This window comes from Bradyrhizobium sp. LMG 9283, from assembly GCF_045571415.1.
Lineage (GTDB): Bacteria > Pseudomonadota > Alphaproteobacteria > Rhizobiales > Xanthobacteraceae > Bradyrhizobium.
In genome coordinates this window covers 2,607,989-2,622,626 of record NZ_CP120691.1, presented here as the reverse complement: position 1 = coordinate 2,622,626, position 14,638 = coordinate 2,607,989, and the positions used below count along the sequence as shown (strand labels likewise).

Sequence of the window (14,638 nt, the reverse complement as noted above, 5' to 3'; positions counted from 1 at the left end):
CATCCGCATATGCGATGTCACCGCATACTGCCCGCCTGCGCGGGCATGACGTCAGCTCGAGCAGCGAGATAGGTCCGCATCACCACGCATCTCCCGCCAATCGCGGCGGCTTCGCGGCATTCCTGAGGTCAATTGGTGCGATCGCCCGCGGTTAACCCTTCATTAACCAAACCCGACCACCGTGGATCTACGGCTTGGGGGTCGTTGGTTCTCGATCCGCTTCCAACGATGGGAGCGGGCGTTGGTCGGGAGGTGTTGATGACCACTGTTCACGTCGCTGCGTCCGAGCCGGACGCACAATTCCTTGCTCCAAACCAGATCGTTCCGCTTCTGATCGGCGCCACCGTCGACGAGGTCGAGCGTGAGCTCGTGCTCCAGACGCTGGCGCGCTGCGACGGCAATCGCACGCGCGCCTCGCGTGTTCTCGGTCTGTCGGTGCGCACGCTGCGCAACAAGATCAGGCTCTATGCCGCCTCCGGCATCGACGTGCCTGCCCATCAAGACTAGCGCGTGCGACGGCGTGCCGATTGATGTTGACCGATCTCACGCGGGCAGAATTGCTGCTGTCGTCAAACGCCGCTAAGTAGCTTCCTTCGGTGAAGGGAGCAGTGGCGTGGCAGACGATCAGGGACGACGGCAGGGGCCTCAGGGTCCGCGCGGGCGGCAAGGCGAGCCGGGACGGCCGGGGCCGCAGGGTCACCCGGGCCGGCGCGGCCCCGACGGGGCGCGCGGCAAGCCGGGGCCGCAGGGCAAGCCGGGACCGATCGGCAAGGCCGGCCCGGCTGGCAAGCCCGGTCCGCAAGGCAAGCAGGGCGAAGCCGGGCCACGCGGAGCAGCCGGCGCGCCGGGACCTGCCGGACCGCAGGGGCCAGCGGGACCGCAAGGCCCGCGCGGCGAGCCGGGTCCGCCCGGCCAATTACCGTCGATCGAGCAAATACTGCCGTGGCTGGAACAGCTCTTCGACGCCTGGGACGAACGCCGCCGCCAGCGCGAACGTGAAGCCGCCGAGCGCGAAGCGCTCGAGGCCGCCGTCCAGGAAACCGGCGAGGCAATCGTCGATGACGAGAGCGATGACGGCGACGATTACAAGAAGACAAAGAAGAAGAAAAAGAAGAAGCGCGCTCCCAAGGGCTAGCAGGCGAGCCTATTTCGACCGGTTCTCACGCGGCGGCAGCATGCCCATGCGCTCGAACTGCCAGCGCATGGCGCGATACCAGAGATAGCCGACCGCCGCGCCGCACAGGGCGAGGATGATCACGTTTGCGCTCGAGAACGAGCCGCTCCACCACATCATCCATGCGGTCCATAGCAGCGTGAAGACGATGGCACCTGCTTTCAAAGGAAGAAGGGGGCGGCTCATGGTCGTGCTCCGGGCGATCAAAACCCCGGCCACCACCATCGCAAGTTGAGGCAGCAGATACCGTGAGCCAGATCACGGAGCGCGTTGTTGGAGTTCACGAACCGAAGCGCAGCCGCGAGCGCTCTTTCGCCCTCTCCGCCTCGACTTCACGGTCGCGCGCCGGGGCATGCGTATGCAGCGACGTCAGAAGTTTTCGCGCGGCTGCAGAGACCTCGGCCACCGCACGCTCGAACGCTGCCTCGTTGACCTGCGACGGCTTGTTGAAACCGGACAGCTTTCGCACGAACTGCAGCGCGCTGGCGTGGATCTCATCCTCCGTCGCCGGCGGCTCGAAATTGAACAGCGTCTTGATGTTGCGGCACATGCAGGGTCTCCGGATGTTTCCCCCAAGGACGTTCGACGGCGACGAAATCCTACATCTTCCCCTGCGCTTCTGTTAAGTTCCGCCGCAACGCGGCCGCCGACCATGAGCCGCACGGGGGGAAATGAACATGAGAGCTTCTGGCGCGGCGCTGTCTGCCATCCTGCTGTCCCTTTCAATGCTGGCTATCTCCACACCGGTATTGTCCGCCGACTACCTGCCCCCAAAGCAAGGCGACTGGATCGCCAAGGATTTCAAGTTCCACACCGGCGAGACCATGCCGGAACTGAAGCTGCACTACACCACTGTCGGTGAGCCCTCAGGCCAGCCGGTGCTGGTGCTGCACGGAACGGGTGGCTCGGGCGCGAGCATGCTGACTCCCTCCTTTGCCGGCGAGCTGTTCGGCGCGGGGCAGCCGCTCGACGCCTCCAAATATTACATCATCATTCCCGATGCGATCGGCCACGGCAAATCGTCAAAGCCCTCCGACGGCATGAAGACGAGCTTCCCGAAATACGATTACGATGACATGGTCGAGGCGCAATATCGCCTGGTGACGGAAGGCCTCGGAATCAAGCATTTGCGGCTCGTCATCGGCAACTCGATGGGCGGCATGCACACCTGGCTGTGGGGTGAGAAATATCCGAAGGTGATGGACGCACTGATCCCGATGGCCTCGCAGCCAACCGAGATGGCGTCCCGCAACTGGATGCTGCGGCGGATCATGCTCGACACCATCCGCAACGATCCCGACTACAATGGCGGCAATTACACCAGCCAGCCGCGCATGATGAAATATGCCATCACCGCCTACGGCATAGCCAGCATCGGCGGGACGCTCGCCTATCAATCGCAGGCGCCGACCGCGGCCAAGGCCGACAAGATGGTCGACGACCGGCTAGCGGTGCCGATCGCGGCGGACGCCAACGACTTCGTCTATCAGTGGGAGTCCTCGCACGACTATAATGCCGGCGAGAAGCTCGAGCAGATCGAGGCCCCTCTGCTGCTGATCAATTCCGCCGACGACGAACGCAACCCGCCGGAGACCGGAATCACGGATGCCGCCATGAAGCGGGTCAAGAACGGGCGCCTGTACCTGATCCCGGCGAGCACCGAGACGCGCGGCCACGGCACCACGAGCAACGCCAAGTTCTATAGCGAGCCTATCAGGCAATTGCTGCAATCCACGCCGCAGCGAGCGATGTAGGATCACCAAGAACGCGTTCATATCGCAATGCATCATGTGCGGCGGTCCGCCGCCGCATATTATTTGAGCATGCAATGCGCTGACAGCTCGGGCTTAATTATCTCAATAGTCGAATCGACGCGCGGACGAATCATGCGCGAATGGCAAGACGCGACGAGGAGGATCATGCACAGGCTGGCACTGTGCGTTTGGCTGGCTGCGACGGCGGCGCTGACGAGCGCCGCGTTCGCATTCGACAACGGGCAATATGATCACGTCCCGCCCGACATCCGTGCCTGGTTCAAGAGCGTGATCGCGCCGAATGGCGTGCCCTGCTGCGACATCTCCGACGGCCATCGCACCGACTACGACGTGCGTGGCGGCACCTATTGGGTGCCGATCGAGGGGCAGTGGATCGAGGTGCCTGAGCGCGCCATCATTCGCGATCGCGGCAACCCGGTCGGCCAGGCCGTGGTGTGGTACGTCCATCACCGCGGCGCCGTCATTATCAGCTGCTTCGTGCCGGCGGACGCAGTTTAGCGCGTTGGATTTCGTTGGCTGAACGCGCCTGATCGGATAGCTTTGGCCAAACTGAAGCGGAGGCATGCCGTTGACCGATCTTAGCGCCGAAGACCTCGCGACCATCTATGCCAAGCCGAGCCCGCGCGTGATCGCGAAGGCACGGCCCACGATCGATGCGCATGCGAAGAAGTTCATCGAGATGTCGCCGTTCTGCGTGCTGGCGACCTCGGGCGCGGACGGCAGCGTCGACGCCTCGCCGCGCGGCGGCAGCATCGGCTTCGTCCACGTCGCCGGCCCGAACCAGCTCCTGATGCCCGACCGCTCCGGCAACAACCGCATCGACAGTTTTCGGAACGTCGTCGAAGGCTCCGGCTTCGTGCATCTGTTGTTCTTCGTGCCGGGGATCGACGAGACGCTGCGCGTCGGCGGACGCGGCACGCTGTCGGCCAATCCGGATCTGCTCGCCTCCATGGTGGAGTTCGGCAAGCCGCCGCGCGCGGTGCTGAACGTCGCCGTCAGCGAAGTCTATTTCCATTGCGGCAAGGCGCTGATGCGCTCGAAGCTGTGGACGTCGGAGAAGGTGCAGCGCTCGGTGATGCCGAGCATCGGCGAGGTCATTCACGAGCAGACGGGCTTAGGGGAACCGGAAAGTCAGCAGATCGTGGAAGAGCGCTACAAGACGCAATTGTAGGTGATGCGTTCGCTGCTTAGGCACGCCGTCATGCCCGGGCTTGCCCCGGGCATCCACGTCTTTGTCATGGCAGCAACACGTGGATAGCCGGGTCAAGCTCGGCCATGACGAATGGAGAGAGGCGGGCGGAGCTTAATGCCCGTCGCCCTCGAGCCCGCCGACGTGTTTCTGGGTGTAGAGCTCGAGGCCGATGCGACCGATCAGGTCGAGCTGGGTTTCGAGGAAGTCGATGTGGTGCTCCTCGTCGCTCATCAGCTTCTCGAACAGGTCGCGCGTGACGTAGTCCTTGACGCTGTGGCAGTAGGTCGCCGCTTCCTGATAGAGCGCCCGCGCGCTCATCTCGGCGGCGAGGTCGCACTCGATGATCTCCTTGACGTTCTGGCCGATGCGCAGGGGATCGAGCACCTGCATGTTCGGGAAGCCATCGAGGAACAGGATGCGCGCGGTGAGCTTGTCTGCGTGCTCCATCTCCTCAATGGACTCCTTGCGCCAGACCTTGGCCATGTCCAGGAGGCCCCAATTGTCGAGGAAGCGGTAGTGCAGCCAGTACTGGTTGATCGCAGTCAGCTCATGACGCAGCGCCTTGTTGAGATAGTCGATGACTTTTGGGTCGGCCTGCATGATTCACTCCAACTCTCGCAGTCCAAATCGGACCTAACCGAATTTAGAATACTTCTAAATTAAATGAGTTTGCGGACGAGAGCAACCAAGCACACGGACGCAGCCGGGGAAAAGCTCAGCCGACGTTGCGGAAGTTCTTAGCAGGCCGCCAGGGCGAACTGCGCGGGTTCGGCCGTCTCGTCATTGGCGGCCATGGTGTGGCTGTGCGGACAGCCGGCGCAGCAGGACTGGGCGCAGGGGCCGAGGGCTTCGTCGATGATGGTCTTGATGGTCCGGGCACAGCGACCGCATTCGGCGCTACAGCCGAGGCATCCGTAGACCTGCTTGGCATGGCGCACGGCGTCCTCGGACTCGGCGACGGCGGCGCGGATATCGTCATCGCTCAGCACGTTACAGGAACAAACGATCATGGAAGCGGCAGGCCCTTCGGTGATGCGTCATCATCGATATTTAACAGGCTGGTCGGATGCAAAAGGAAAAACCGGTATTTGAAGCTATTCCAAACTGGCCCCGTCAAAGCCTAGAACGGCTCTAAAACAAGCTGTTGCGCTGGATCAAGATTCGCGAGGTTCTAGTCCCCACCACCGCCTCCACCACCATCGCCGCCACCTCCGCAATCCCCGCCGCTGCTGCCGCCATCGCTGCTGGAACAGCTGCCGCCGTCAGTCGAACTCCCCGGGCTGTCACTGGAAAACCAGCTTCCCAGCGAGAAGCCGTCGCTCGTCCCGGAATAACTGTCGCTGCCGCTGCTCCCTCCGTCGCTGCCGGCCGCTGCGCGGGAGCGCCGTCCGCGATTCTGGAGGTATGTGATCCAGCCGTAGCCGATCGCGAAGACGATCCCGGCAGCAATCAATGCATTGACCATCGCGTTGCCTATCATCGTCTCCCTGGCGGAGCTGCGTCCATATCAATTGGTCGTCCCCGGCGAAGGTGCCGTTCATTGATCATTCAAGCGAAATATGGAACTCTGCGCCCAAAGAGTTCCCGCGTGATTGTGCGAAAGGTCAAGCCGATGAAGAAGTCGCTCCTGGCAGTTGCTGCCGTCGTCACCCTGGCGCTGACGGCCGGAACAGCCGCCCATGCCCAGCGCGGCGTCGCCGCGGGCGTGGCCGCGGGGATCATCGGCGGCGCGATTGTCGGTGGTGCGCTCGCCTCTCCGTATTACTACGGACCAGGCTATGGCTACTATGAGCCCGGCTACTACCCGCCGCGCTACTACGCACCAGGCCCGGGCTATGCCGCCGACGACTATTACGGCGGCTGTGTCTGGCAGAAGCAGCGCTTCTGGGACGGCTATGCCTGGCGCGTCCGCCGCGTCAGAGTCTGTGGCTAAGTCGCCAGGACCGGTTCACTACGGATGGGCCGTTCATCTCGGAGCCTGAAAAAGACCGCTTTTTCTCGTCACAGCTCCGTGTGCGTTTACCGTGGATTGACCATTTGCGCGCTTGCTAGCCCAACGGCCAATTCCATCAGAGTGTGCGTGAACCTTTGAAACCCGGGCCACCCCTTACAGGGGAGTCCATCTCCCAGGAGAGCCAAGAGCATGAAGAAGACTTTAGTTGCTGCCCTTACGGTTGCAACGGTCGCCGGTTCGCTGGTGACCGCCACCCCGTCCGCCAAAGCCGGCGACGGCGTCGGCGCCGGCATTGCGGCCGGCCTGATCGGCGGCGCGATCGTCGGCGGCGCCATTGCGTCGAGCCGTCCCGCCTATGGCGGCCCCGTCTATGTCGCCGAGCCTGGCCCGCCGCCCCCGCCCTGCTACTGGCGTCGTGAGCGGTATTGGGACGGCTACGGCTGGGTCGTCCGTCCGGTTCGCGTTTGCTACTGATCTGATCGCTACGCGCGCATCCGCGCCGCGATCGAAGCCCGGCCGAATATCTCGGCCGGGCTTTTTCTTTTGCGGCTCCGCTATCGCGCCGCCTGGATCGAGCGCAGCACCTCTTCGCTGGGCCAGCAATCGACCTTCAGACCCGCCGACTTCTGATAGGCGCCGAGCGCGGCGCGTGTCTGCATGCCGGCTTTGCCGTCGATCTTGTCCTTGTAGAGCCCGATACGCGTCAGCCCGCGCTGCATGGTCTCGACGTCCTTGGTGCGCAACTGCTTGGACGCCGACCAGGGCGTTGCGAACGGCAGCGGGCTCATCATGCGCTCGCTGAGATGGCCGACGAACAGCACGTAGAGATCGGAGAAATTGTATTCCTTGATGACGAAGTAGTTCTTCGTGGTCAGGAACGACGGGCCGTAAATTCCCTCCGGCTGGAGCAGCGAGGCTGGCTGCGCCTGCTCGGCCGCGCTGAGCTTTTGCCCACGCACCGGCACAAAACCTTCGCGCAGCCATTGGCCGATCGGCTTCGTCACCTCCGGCACGCCAACCGTGCAATCGACCTTCGCCGGCGCCTGCACCTCGTAGGCCCAGCGCAAGCCGCTCTGCCAGCCCTTGTTGACGAGCTGCTGCGCGGCGGAGGCCAGCGCATCCGGCACGGAGTGCCAGATATCGATACGGCCGTCGCCATCGAAGTCGATGCCATGCTTGTAGTATTCCGAGGGCAGGAACTGCGTCAGCCCGGTGGCGCCGGCCCAGGACGAGCGCATGTCCTTGCGTGTCACCACGCCTTCTCCCAGGATCTTCAGCGCGAGGACGAACTCGTTGCGATACTGGTCCTTGCGGCGGCCGACATAGGCCTGCGTCGCCAGCACGCGGACGAGATCGTACGGCAGCGTGTAGCGGCCATAATCGGTCTCTCGGCCCCAGATCGCGAGCATGACGGTGGCAGGCACGCCGGAGCTTTTCTCGATTGAGCTAAGAGCCGGACGATATTTCTGCAGCAGCCGCTGCCCCTCACCGGCAAGGCGCGCGATCGAAGCTTCCTTGACGTAGTCGGCCGGGATCTGCACGAACTCGGCCTGCGACGGCGCCCCGGTCGCGGGACGTCCCGGCAGGATCAGATCGGGCAGCTTGTAGTCGGGATCAAGCCCGCGCGTCTCACGCTCGAATGTCGTGCGCGAGACGCCAGCCGCCTGCGCCTCCGGCCAGAGCGAATCAACGAACTGCGTGAAGGCCGCGTCGGCAGCGTGGGCGGACGACCAGCCGCAGGTGATGACGATCACGGCCGCGATGAGCGCCCGCCGCATCATGCCGGGATCACCGCGTCAGTTTCTTGTACTTCACGCGGTGCGGAATGATGCTGTCCTGGCCGAGGCGGCGCATCTTGTCTTTCTCGTAGTCCTGGAAGTTGCCTTCGAACCATTCGACATGGCTGTCGCCTTCGAAGGCCAGGATGTGGGTCGCGATGCGGTCGAGGAACCAGCGATCGTGGCTGATGATGACGGCGCAGCCGGCAAAGTCCTCCAGCGCCTCTTCGAGCGCACGCAGCGTGTCGACATCGAGGTCGTTGGTCGGTTCGTCGAGCAGCAGGACGTTGGCGCCGGACTTCAGCATCTTGGCGAGATGCACGCGGTTGCGTTCACCGCCCGAGAGCGCACCAACCCTCTTCTGCTGGTCGGCGCCTTTGAAGTTGAACGCCGAGCAATAGCCGCGCGAGTTCACCTCTTTCTTGCCGAGCAGGATCAGCTCGTTGCCGCCGGAGATTTCTTCCCACACGGTCTTTTTGCCGTCGAGCGCATCGCGCGACTGGTCGACATAGCCGAGATGCACGGTCTCCCCGACCGTGATCAAGCCGGAGTCCGGCTTGTCCTGGCCGGTGATCATCCTGAACAACGTGGTCTTGCCGGCACCGTTGGCACCGATCACGCCGACGATACCGCCCGGCGGCAGCTTGAAGGTGAGATCGTCGATCAGGAGACGATCGCCGAAACCTTTGCTGAGGCCCTCGAAGTCCACCACGTTGGTCCCGAGCCGCTCGGCGACCGGAATGATGATCTGTGCGGTCTGGGTCTGCTTCTCGCTCGCTTTCTTGAGCAGCTCCTCATAGCGCTGGTAGCGCGCTTTCGACTTGGCCTGGCGCGCCTTGGGGGAGGAGGCGACCCATTCTTGCTCGCGGGCCAGCGTCTTCTGGTGCGCGGCGTCCTCGCGTCCCTCCTGCTCCAGGCGCTTCTGCTTCTGCACCAGCCAGGACGAGTAATTGCCTTCGTAGGGAATGCCGCGACCGCGATCGAGCTCGAGGATCCATCCCGTGACGTTGTCGAGGAAGTAGCGGTCGTGGGTGACGATCAGGATCGCACCGGGATAGTTGCGCAGGTGCCCTTCCAGCCACGACACGGATTCGGCGTCGAGATGGTTGGTCGGCTCGTCCAGCAGCAAGAGCTCGGGCTGGTCGAGCAGCAGCCGGCACAGCGCGACGCGGCGGCGCTCACCGCCGGAGAGTTTGGTCACGTCGGCGTCGTCGGACGGACAGCGCAGCGCGTCCATGGCCTGGTCGACCTTGCTGTCGAGATCCCACAGGCCCTGCGCCTCGATCTCGTCCTGGAGCTTGGTCATCTCGTCGGCGGTCTCGTCCGAATAGTTGACTGCGAGCTCGTTGTAGCGGTCGAGGATCGCCTTCTGCTTGGCGACGCCCTGCATGACGTTCTCGCGCACGGTCAGTTTGGGATCGAGCTGCGGCTCCTGCTCGAGATAGCCGACGCGGGCGCCCTCGGCGACCCAGGCTTCGCCGGTATATTCCTTGTCGAGGCCGGCCATGATCTTGAGCAGGGTCGACTTACCCGAGCCGTTGACGCCGAGCACGCCGATCTTGGCGTCCGGGTAGAAGCTCAAATGGATGTTATCGAGCACCTTCCGGGTCGGGTAGCTCTTGGTCAGGCCCTGCATGAAATAGATGAACTGGCGCGCCATCGGTCCCGTGAAACCTTCGATTTGAGGAAATTTGCTTGCCGCCGATGTAGCGATCCCGCCCTGAAAGGGCAACGTTTTCCGTCCGTTCACCACGGATGAATACGGGACGGACACCATCCGGCCACCGATCCGGACAATTGAAACCATTTTTTAATAAAGCAGGCCAAAGCTCGGTTTCGCGCGGAAACAGCGTCACCCGCTCAGAACGAACGGGGAGCACAGCGAGGCCGCATCATGGCTCTGATCGAGACCAACTCTCTTCATGTTCCGGCATCAGCCGGGCACGTCTCCGGGTTCGCCTCGGAGATCAAGGCCTTCTGGAAGCGCTTCTTCACCACCGCCTTCAACCCCTACCGGCCCGAGCTGCACTACATGCGTGGCCCCGGCCCGGCCTGGCGCGCCAAGCACGGCATGGATGCGCCGTTCCGCCTTAAGCCCCGCGACCGCTGATCCCCACTTTCCTATCGGACTTTTGAAGACGCGAGCGGCTTGCGCGCCGTCCTGATTGCGCGCAACCATGGTCAGGTTCCGACGAGCGCGCCCGCTCGCGCCGTCACCTCTCGCCATGGATGAACGCTGATGAGCCGGCTGCGCTGTGCAATTCTCGACGACTATTTCAACCTCGCTCTCGACGTCGCCGACTGGCCGAAACTATCCGACCGCGTCGACGTCACCGTATTCAGCCATCCCTTCGCCTCCGAGCAGGCGGCTGCCAGCGCACTGGCCGATTTCGAGATCGTCTGCGCGATGCGCGAGCGCACCGCGTTTCCCAAGAGCCTGTTCGAGAGCCTGCCGAAACTGAAGCTGCTGCTGACCTCAGGCATGCGCAACGCTTCCATCGATATGGAGGCTGCGAAGGTTCGCAATGTGGCCGTGGGCGGCACCCAATATTCCCGCGATCCGACCGCGCCGCTGACGATGGGCCTGATCCTGGAGCTGACCCGCGGCATCGGCCGCGAGAACGCGCGCATGCATGCCGGCGAGCCCTGGCAGAGCTTTGCCGGTGTCGAGATCGAGGGGATGACGCTCGGCATCGTCGGGCTCGGCAAGCTCGGCAGCAAGATGGCGGAGATCGCGAAGGCGTTCGGCATGAACGTGATCGCCTGGAGCCCGAATCTCACGCCGGAGAAATGTGCGGCGGCCGGCGTCGGTTACGCCACCAAGGAGGAGCTGTTCGCCAAGGCCGACATCGTCACCATCCATGTCGTGCTGAGCGAGCGTTCGCGTGGCCTCGTCAGCCGCGCCGATCTCGCACGGATGAAGCCGACGGCCTTCCTCGTCAACACCGCGCGCGGTCCGATCGTGGACGAGCAAGCGCTGCTCGAGGCGCTGCAGCAGCGGAAGATCGCGGGCGCCGGCTTGGACGTGTTCTCGATCGAGCCGCTGCCGGTTGGCCACCCCTTCCGCAAGCTCGACAATCTCGTGCTGACACCGCATCTTGGCTACGCCACCACGGATGGATTGCGCATCCATTACGGCCAGATGGTCGAGACGATCGACGCCTGGACCAGGAGCGGCGAGCTGCCGCGGCGGCTTGCCTGAAACGCGATGAGGCCGGGATGATCATCATCTCGCTGCAGGCTGTCATCGAGCACGATCTCAGGCCGCAGAGCGCTGGCCGGCGGAAGAGCCTGCGGCGTCGGCAAAGCCATCACGCCAGGACGGGTGCGCCGGCAGCCAAGCCAGCTCGCGCTTGGCCTTGGCGTTGGAGGCGCCGCGCACCTCGGTCATCATCGCCGTCATATGCTCGCCCGCGAGCAGTCGCCCGAGCCAGGCGGGGACGTGAAGCGGCGGCCTGGCGCCGAGCACTTTGGCGAGCGCCGGCAGCCAGTCCCTGACCTGTGCCGGATAATCGTCGACGATGTTATAGATCTCGCCAGTTCGTCCGCGCTCGATGGCGGCCGCCGTCGCAGAGGCAGCATCTTCGGTGTGGATGAATGACCAGTAGCCACCGCCATCGCCGATCACCGGCACACGCCGGCGACGGAGCTGCTCCCTCATCGGCGGCGACAGCGTGCCGGTGTCCGGACCATAGAAGAATCCGTAACGCAACACGATCCCCTCGGGCACAGCCGATGCTGGCACCGTGCGCTCGAGATACCGGATCGCTTCGAGGGTGCGGCGAAGCTCCTCAGGCGGATTGGGATCAAGCTGATCCGCTTCCGTCTTGATCGCTCCCCCGTCGCGGCTAAAGGTCCAGCCGCAGAAGCTCTGGGCAATGAAGCGCTTGGCACCGGCCTCGCGCGCGGCCGCGAGCAGAATGTCGGTTCCGCGGGTGCGCAACTCGTTGGTCCGCGCGAATGCGCGATCGAAATGCCGCAGATCAGTAGCCGCGGCGAGATCCGTCATTTCATGAATGACCACATCCGGCCGCGCCGTCGTCACGGCCGCGCGCATGCCCGCCGCGTCCAGACCATCGGCGACGGCGGGTTCGGCCCCAAGCTCCCTAAGAAGGCCGGCCTTCGCGGCGCTCCGGGTTGAGCCGATGACCGAGTGACCGGCGGCAACAAGGAGGGGGACGAGCTTGCGCCCTACGGCGCCGGTGGCGCCCGCAACAAAGATTCGCATCTTGTGCTCCTCGCATTCGTGGCAACCAGCCGGGACGTAGTTGAATCCGGCTCGAATTCAAGGAAGCGAACGTGCGGACGCGGCAGGGAGCATGCGTCAAATGATTACGGCGCGTGGCCGAAGCGCACGCGCCGTTTCTCGGTCGATGTTTGAGCGAACTGCCTTAGCGCACGGTGACCGGTGCGGGCAGCGGCGGCACCACCGTCGGCTGCGTTCCGGGGACCGGGCCAGCCTGGGCGGCCATCGGAGCCGGACCGGCAGCACCGGGGGTCGGCGCAGCTGAGGCGGTCGCCGTTCCCGGCGACGGGCCGCCCGGCAGCACCACCACGCGGGTGCCGACCTTGACGCGATCGAACAGGTCGGAGACGTCCTCGTTCAGCATGCCGATGCAGCCGGAGGAGACGAACTTGCCGATCGTCGAAGGCTGGTTGGTGCCGTGGATGCGGTAGACGGTCGAGCCGAGATACATCGCGCGGGCACCGAGCGGATTGCCGGGGCCCCCGGCCATGAAGCGCGGCAGGTAGGGCTGACGCTCGATCATCTCGGTCGGCGGATGCCAATCGGGCCACTCGGCCTTGCGGGTGATCTTCTGCACGCCGGTCCAGGTGAAGCCGTCGCGCCCGACGCGGACGCCGTAGCGGACCGCGCGGCCGTTTCCGAGCACGTAATAGAGGTAGGTATTGGGCGTATCGACCACGATGGTGCCGGCCGGCTCCTTGGTCTGGAACGCGACTTCCTGGCGACGCAGGTTCGGCGGCAGCTGCGCCGGAGCAGCATCTGGCTGCTCCTCGGGTGGCAGCGAGGCGACCGTCATCGGCCGGCCGTCGGCGCCGACAGGCGGCTGGCCGGACTGCACCGCTCCGGTCGCGGCCGGACCACCGACCGCCTCCGGCGGACGCAGGCCATCATTGGCCGGCGCCTGGGCCGGACGGTCGGCGTAGATCACCGGCGGCGGGCCGGCGGGCCGGCCATAGCGGGGATCATCGGGCGACATCACGGGCCCCTGGGGCGGCGCCGCCGAATAGACCGGCGGAGCGCCAGCCGGACGGCCATAGCGCGGATCATCCGGCGACATCACTGGCCCCTGCGGCGGGGCGGCCGAATAGACCGGAGGCGCGCCGGCCGGGCGGCCGTAGCGCGGATCGTCAGCCAGACCGGGCGGCGGCAGCGAAGCCTGCGGCATCGCGTCGTCGGCTTCGTCCAGCGCGTCGAAATTCGGCGTGCGGTCGCCGGGCCGATATTCGGCCGGGGCACCATAGCTTGGCGCCTGCTGGACCGGATAGCTCTGAGCCTGAGCGAGCGAGGTTCCCGCCGCAGCGACTGTCGCGGCAGCGCATATCGTCAGAAAGTGTTTGATCATCATCGCTCTTGTATAGTCCCCAAGCCCGATCGGACCGTTAACGGCCAGATGACGGAAGATAGCGGCACATTCAAGACATATCAGGCTTATTTGCGCCGGATTGGCCGATTTGTGATCCGCAAGACTACCGTTGCCCCGTTGCATCGCGGGGCTGAAATCGTATCGCGCCATCAGTTGCCGCGATGTTCGGCCGCGATTTTAACAGAACGATGCCGAAGCCTTGCGATATGGTCGAATCAGCCTGATTCGCCACCTTTTTGAGCTCGGATCCGCGTGGCGAACGCGGCAAGCAGTACCGTCACCGCGTTCAGATGGCTCTTGGGCCCTGGCCACCTCGCCGCCGGGGCGGAAATTCGCAATCGCTCGATGCTTCCCGGCTTTCGCTTCCTGTTTGCCGCGATCCTGCTGTCAACCTCTATCCTGGTGTTCGGCCTAGGGGCCGCCGCGCTGCTGCGGGCGACCCATCAGCAGTATGTCAGCAACCCCAGCTGGCGAAACGGCCCGCAGGAGCAGGTGTTTGCGCAAGTGCCCGAACCGGCCCAGCCGGTGCTCGCGGTGTTGCGGGCCGAGCCGGAGGTGCCCGCCGAGACCACGCCATCGCTGCGCGACCAGGTGCCGACCATTGGATTGCCGGTGAGCGAACCCGAACAGGTGGCCGCGCTGGCCGCCACAGAGATCGACGTTCAGCCGCAGGCCACAGCGCCTCTGGCTGAGGTCCCGGCTGTCGAACCAGCCAAGCCCGAAGCGACCGTAGAGGCTGCACCGCCAACGGCGACCGACACGCTCACCCCGGCCGACACCACGGCGTCGATTGCAGAGGCCCAGCCCGCCGCAACGGCCAGCGAGCCGGCGCCGCCCGAGCCCACCGCCACCCTCGCCTCCCCGGCGGTTGATGTCGCCTCCGCGAAGCTGGCCGCGCTGAACGAACCCGCGACGACGGCGGTGAAGGATGCGCCGGCGAAGGCCAAAGCCGAGAGTAAGAAGTCGGATAGCAGCGCATCGGACAGCAAGGCGGCCAAGCGCAAGGCGAAGGCGAAGAAGCGGCCTCGTGTGGTACGCCGCCCGCCGCCTCAGCAGTTGCAGCAGCAGCTCGATCCGTTCGGTCAGCAGACCTTCGCGACGACGACCACGCGCACGCGCTGACGCTCCTTCTCCGCCTCTCGCTGCTGCGACGAGC

The 14,638-nt window shown here is 64.7% G+C and carries 19 protein-coding genes; 10 read left to right on the top strand and 9 right to left on the bottom strand.

What is annotated here, in order from left to right; genetic code table 11:
• The first annotated feature begins 258 nt into the window (after positions 1 to 258).
• Both P6U29_RS12180 and P6U29_RS12175 read left to right on the top strand, forming a co-directional pair.
• Positions 259 to 507 (top strand): helix-turn-helix domain-containing protein, encoded by a 249-nt coding sequence (locus tag P6U29_RS12180; protein WP_407117813.1) that lies wholly within the window; start codon positions 259 to 261, stop codon positions 505 to 507.
• A 106-nt stretch (positions 508 to 613) separates the two neighbouring features.
• On the top strand, positions 614 to 1,135 hold the full coding sequence (locus P6U29_RS12175) for a collagen-like protein (RefSeq protein ID WP_407117812.1): 522 nt from the start codon (positions 614 to 616) through the stop codon (positions 1,133 to 1,135).
• Positions 1,136 to 1,144: 9 nt separating this feature from the next.
• Here P6U29_RS12175 and P6U29_RS12170 read toward each other — a convergent pair whose 3' ends face one another.
• On the bottom strand, positions 1,145 to 1,360 hold the full coding sequence (locus tag P6U29_RS12170; RefSeq protein WP_407117811.1) for a hypothetical protein: 216 nt from the start codon (positions 1,358 to 1,360) through the stop codon (positions 1,145 to 1,147).
• Positions 1,361 to 1,454: 94 nt separating this feature from the next.
• A complete protein-coding gene (locus P6U29_RS12165) occupies positions 1,455 to 1,724 on the bottom strand; it encodes a DUF2277 domain-containing protein (protein ID WP_407117810.1) in 270 nt (89 codons plus the stop codon).
• A 127-nt stretch (positions 1,725 to 1,851) separates the two neighbouring features.
• On the opposite strand from P6U29_RS12165, the gene P6U29_RS12160 reads away from it, so the two are divergent.
• The 3 genes from P6U29_RS12160 (at position 1,852) to P6U29_RS12150 (ending at position 4,120) form a co-directional block, all read left to right on the top strand.
• On the top strand, positions 1,852 to 2,928 hold the full coding sequence (locus tag P6U29_RS12160; RefSeq protein WP_407117809.1) for an alpha/beta fold hydrolase: 1,077 nt from the start codon (positions 1,852 to 1,854) through the stop codon (positions 2,926 to 2,928).
• A 165-nt stretch (positions 2,929 to 3,093) separates the two neighbouring features.
• On the top strand, positions 3,094 to 3,447 hold the full coding sequence (locus tag P6U29_RS12155) for a hypothetical protein (protein WP_407117808.1): 354 nt from the start codon (positions 3,094 to 3,096) through the stop codon (positions 3,445 to 3,447).
• Positions 3,448 to 3,517: 70 nt separating this feature from the next.
• Positions 3,518 to 4,120: a pyridoxamine 5'-phosphate oxidase family protein gene (locus tag P6U29_RS12150; protein ID WP_407117807.1), complete on the top strand. Its 603-nt coding sequence runs from the start codon at positions 3,518 to 3,520 to the stop codon at positions 4,118 to 4,120.
• A 132-nt stretch (positions 4,121 to 4,252) separates the two neighbouring features.
• Here P6U29_RS12150 and bfr read toward each other — a convergent pair whose 3' ends face one another.
• From bfr to P6U29_RS12135, 3 genes are all read right to left on the bottom strand, one after another.
• On the bottom strand, positions 4,253 to 4,741 hold the full coding sequence (gene bfr, locus P6U29_RS12145) for a bacterioferritin (protein WP_197963463.1): 489 nt from the start codon (positions 4,739 to 4,741) through the stop codon (positions 4,253 to 4,255).
• Between the two features lie 137 nt (positions 4,742 to 4,878).
• Positions 4,879 to 5,151 carry a bacterioferritin-associated ferredoxin gene (locus P6U29_RS12140; RefSeq protein ID WP_407117806.1) on the bottom strand — a complete coding sequence of 91 codons (273 nt, stop codon included), beginning with the start codon at positions 5,149 to 5,151 and terminating at the stop codon, positions 4,879 to 4,881.
• Between the two features lie 161 nt (positions 5,152 to 5,312).
• Entirely contained in the window at positions 5,313 to 5,621 is a 309-nt protein-coding gene (locus P6U29_RS12135) for a hypothetical protein (RefSeq protein ID WP_407117805.1), read from the bottom strand.
• Between the two features lie 132 nt (positions 5,622 to 5,753).
• Here P6U29_RS12135 and P6U29_RS12130 point away from each other — a divergent pair, with 132 nt between their 5' ends.
• A complete protein-coding gene (locus tag P6U29_RS12130) occupies positions 5,754 to 6,074 on the top strand; it encodes a hypothetical protein (protein ID WP_407119303.1) in 321 nt (106 codons plus the stop codon).
• 210 nt (positions 6,075 to 6,284) lie between these two features.
• Positions 6,285 to 6,569: a hypothetical protein gene (locus tag P6U29_RS12125; RefSeq protein ID WP_027572650.1), complete on the top strand. Its 285-nt coding sequence runs from the start codon at positions 6,285 to 6,287 to the stop codon at positions 6,567 to 6,569.
• An 80-nt stretch (positions 6,570 to 6,649) separates the two neighbouring features.
• On the opposite strand, the gene P6U29_RS12120 is transcribed toward P6U29_RS12125, so the two are convergent.
• Together P6U29_RS12120 and ettA are read right to left on the bottom strand one after the other, a co-directional pair.
• A complete protein-coding gene (locus P6U29_RS12120) occupies positions 6,650 to 7,876 on the bottom strand; it encodes a lytic murein transglycosylase (RefSeq protein WP_407117804.1) in 1,227 nt (408 codons plus the stop codon).
• Between the two features lie 7 nt (positions 7,877 to 7,883).
• Positions 7,884 to 9,533: an energy-dependent translational throttle protein EttA gene (gene ettA / locus P6U29_RS12115; RefSeq protein WP_407117803.1), complete on the bottom strand. Its 1,650-nt coding sequence runs from the start codon at positions 9,531 to 9,533 to the stop codon at positions 7,884 to 7,886.
• Positions 9,534 to 9,767: 234 nt separating this feature from the next.
• On the opposite strand from ettA, the gene P6U29_RS12110 reads away from it, so the two are divergent.
• Complete coding sequence (locus tag P6U29_RS12110) at positions 9,768 to 9,983, top strand: hypothetical protein (RefSeq protein WP_407117802.1); 216 nt, start codon at positions 9,768 to 9,770, stop codon at positions 9,981 to 9,983.
• Positions 9,984 to 10,112: 129 nt separating this feature from the next.
• Positions 10,113 to 11,075, top strand: coding sequence for a D-2-hydroxyacid dehydrogenase family protein (locus P6U29_RS12105; protein WP_407117801.1), 963 nt, complete (start codon positions 10,113 to 10,115; stop codon positions 11,073 to 11,075).
• A gap of 57 nt (positions 11,076 to 11,132) precedes the next feature.
• Here P6U29_RS12105 and P6U29_RS12100 read toward each other — a convergent pair whose 3' ends face one another.
• Both P6U29_RS12100 and P6U29_RS12095 read right to left on the bottom strand, forming a co-directional pair.
• On the bottom strand, positions 11,133 to 12,101 hold the full coding sequence (locus tag P6U29_RS12100) for an NAD-dependent epimerase/dehydratase family protein (protein ID WP_407117800.1): 969 nt from the start codon (positions 12,099 to 12,101) through the stop codon (positions 11,133 to 11,135).
• A 163-nt stretch (positions 12,102 to 12,264) separates the two neighbouring features.
• Complete coding sequence (locus P6U29_RS12095; protein ID WP_407117799.1) at positions 12,265 to 13,461, bottom strand: L,D-transpeptidase; 1,197 nt, start codon at positions 13,459 to 13,461, stop codon at positions 12,265 to 12,267.
• A 366-nt stretch (positions 13,462 to 13,827) separates the two neighbouring features.
• Here P6U29_RS12095 and P6U29_RS12090 point away from each other — a divergent pair, with 366 nt between their 5' ends.
• Positions 13,828 to 14,604 carry a hypothetical protein gene (locus P6U29_RS12090; protein ID WP_407119302.1) on the top strand — a complete coding sequence of 259 codons (777 nt, stop codon included), beginning with the start codon at positions 13,828 to 13,830 and terminating at the stop codon, positions 14,602 to 14,604.
• Positions 14,605 to 14,638 lie beyond the last annotated feature (34 nt).

Excerpts from the sequence above, each read along its gene's own strand:
- P6U29_RS12180 (WP_407117813.1), top strand. The coding sequence starts at position 259 with ATGACCACTGTTCACGTCGCTGCGTCCGAGCCGGACGCACAATTCCTT.
- P6U29_RS12170 (WP_407117811.1), bottom strand. The coding sequence starts at position 1,360 with ATGAGCCGCCCCCTTCTTCCTTTGAAAGCAGGTGCCATCGTCTTCACG.
- P6U29_RS12165 (WP_407117810.1), bottom strand. The coding sequence starts at position 1,724 with ATGTGCCGCAACATCAAGACGCTGTTCAATTTCGAGCCGCCGGCGACG.
- P6U29_RS12160 (WP_407117809.1), top strand. The coding sequence starts at position 1,852 with ATGAGAGCTTCTGGCGCGGCGCTGTCTGCCATCCTGCTGTCCCTTTCA.
- P6U29_RS12155 (WP_407117808.1), top strand. The coding sequence starts at position 3,094 with ATGCACAGGCTGGCACTGTGCGTTTGGCTGGCTGCGACGGCGGCGCTG.
- bfr (WP_197963463.1), bottom strand. The coding sequence starts at position 4,741 with ATGCAGGCCGACCCAAAAGTCATCGACTATCTCAACAAGGCGCTGCGT.
- P6U29_RS12140 (WP_407117806.1), bottom strand. The coding sequence starts at position 5,151 with ATGATCGTTTGTTCCTGTAACGTGCTGAGCGATGACGATATCCGCGCC.
- P6U29_RS12135 (WP_407117805.1), bottom strand. The coding sequence starts at position 5,621 with ATGATAGGCAACGCGATGGTCAATGCATTGATTGCTGCCGGGATCGTC.
- P6U29_RS12130 (WP_407119303.1), top strand. The coding sequence starts at position 5,754 with ATGAAGAAGTCGCTCCTGGCAGTTGCTGCCGTCGTCACCCTGGCGCTG.
- P6U29_RS12125 (WP_027572650.1), top strand. The coding sequence starts at position 6,285 with ATGAAGAAGACTTTAGTTGCTGCCCTTACGGTTGCAACGGTCGCCGGT.
- P6U29_RS12120 (WP_407117804.1), bottom strand. The coding sequence starts at position 7,876 with ATGATGCGGCGGGCGCTCATCGCGGCCGTGATCGTCATCACCTGCGGC.
- ettA (WP_407117803.1), bottom strand. The coding sequence starts at position 9,533 with ATGGCGCGCCAGTTCATCTATTTCATGCAGGGCCTGACCAAGAGCTAC.
- P6U29_RS12110 (WP_407117802.1), top strand. The coding sequence starts at position 9,768 with ATGGCTCTGATCGAGACCAACTCTCTTCATGTTCCGGCATCAGCCGGG.
- P6U29_RS12105 (WP_407117801.1), top strand. The coding sequence starts at position 10,113 with ATGAGCCGGCTGCGCTGTGCAATTCTCGACGACTATTTCAACCTCGCT.
- P6U29_RS12100 (WP_407117800.1), bottom strand. The coding sequence starts at position 12,101 with ATGCGAATCTTTGTTGCGGGCGCCACCGGCGCCGTAGGGCGCAAGCTC.
- P6U29_RS12095 (WP_407117799.1), bottom strand. The coding sequence starts at position 13,461 with ATGATCAAACACTTTCTGACGATATGCGCTGCCGCGACAGTCGCTGCG.
- P6U29_RS12090 (WP_407119302.1), top strand. The coding sequence starts at position 13,828 with ATGCTTCCCGGCTTTCGCTTCCTGTTTGCCGCGATCCTGCTGTCAACC.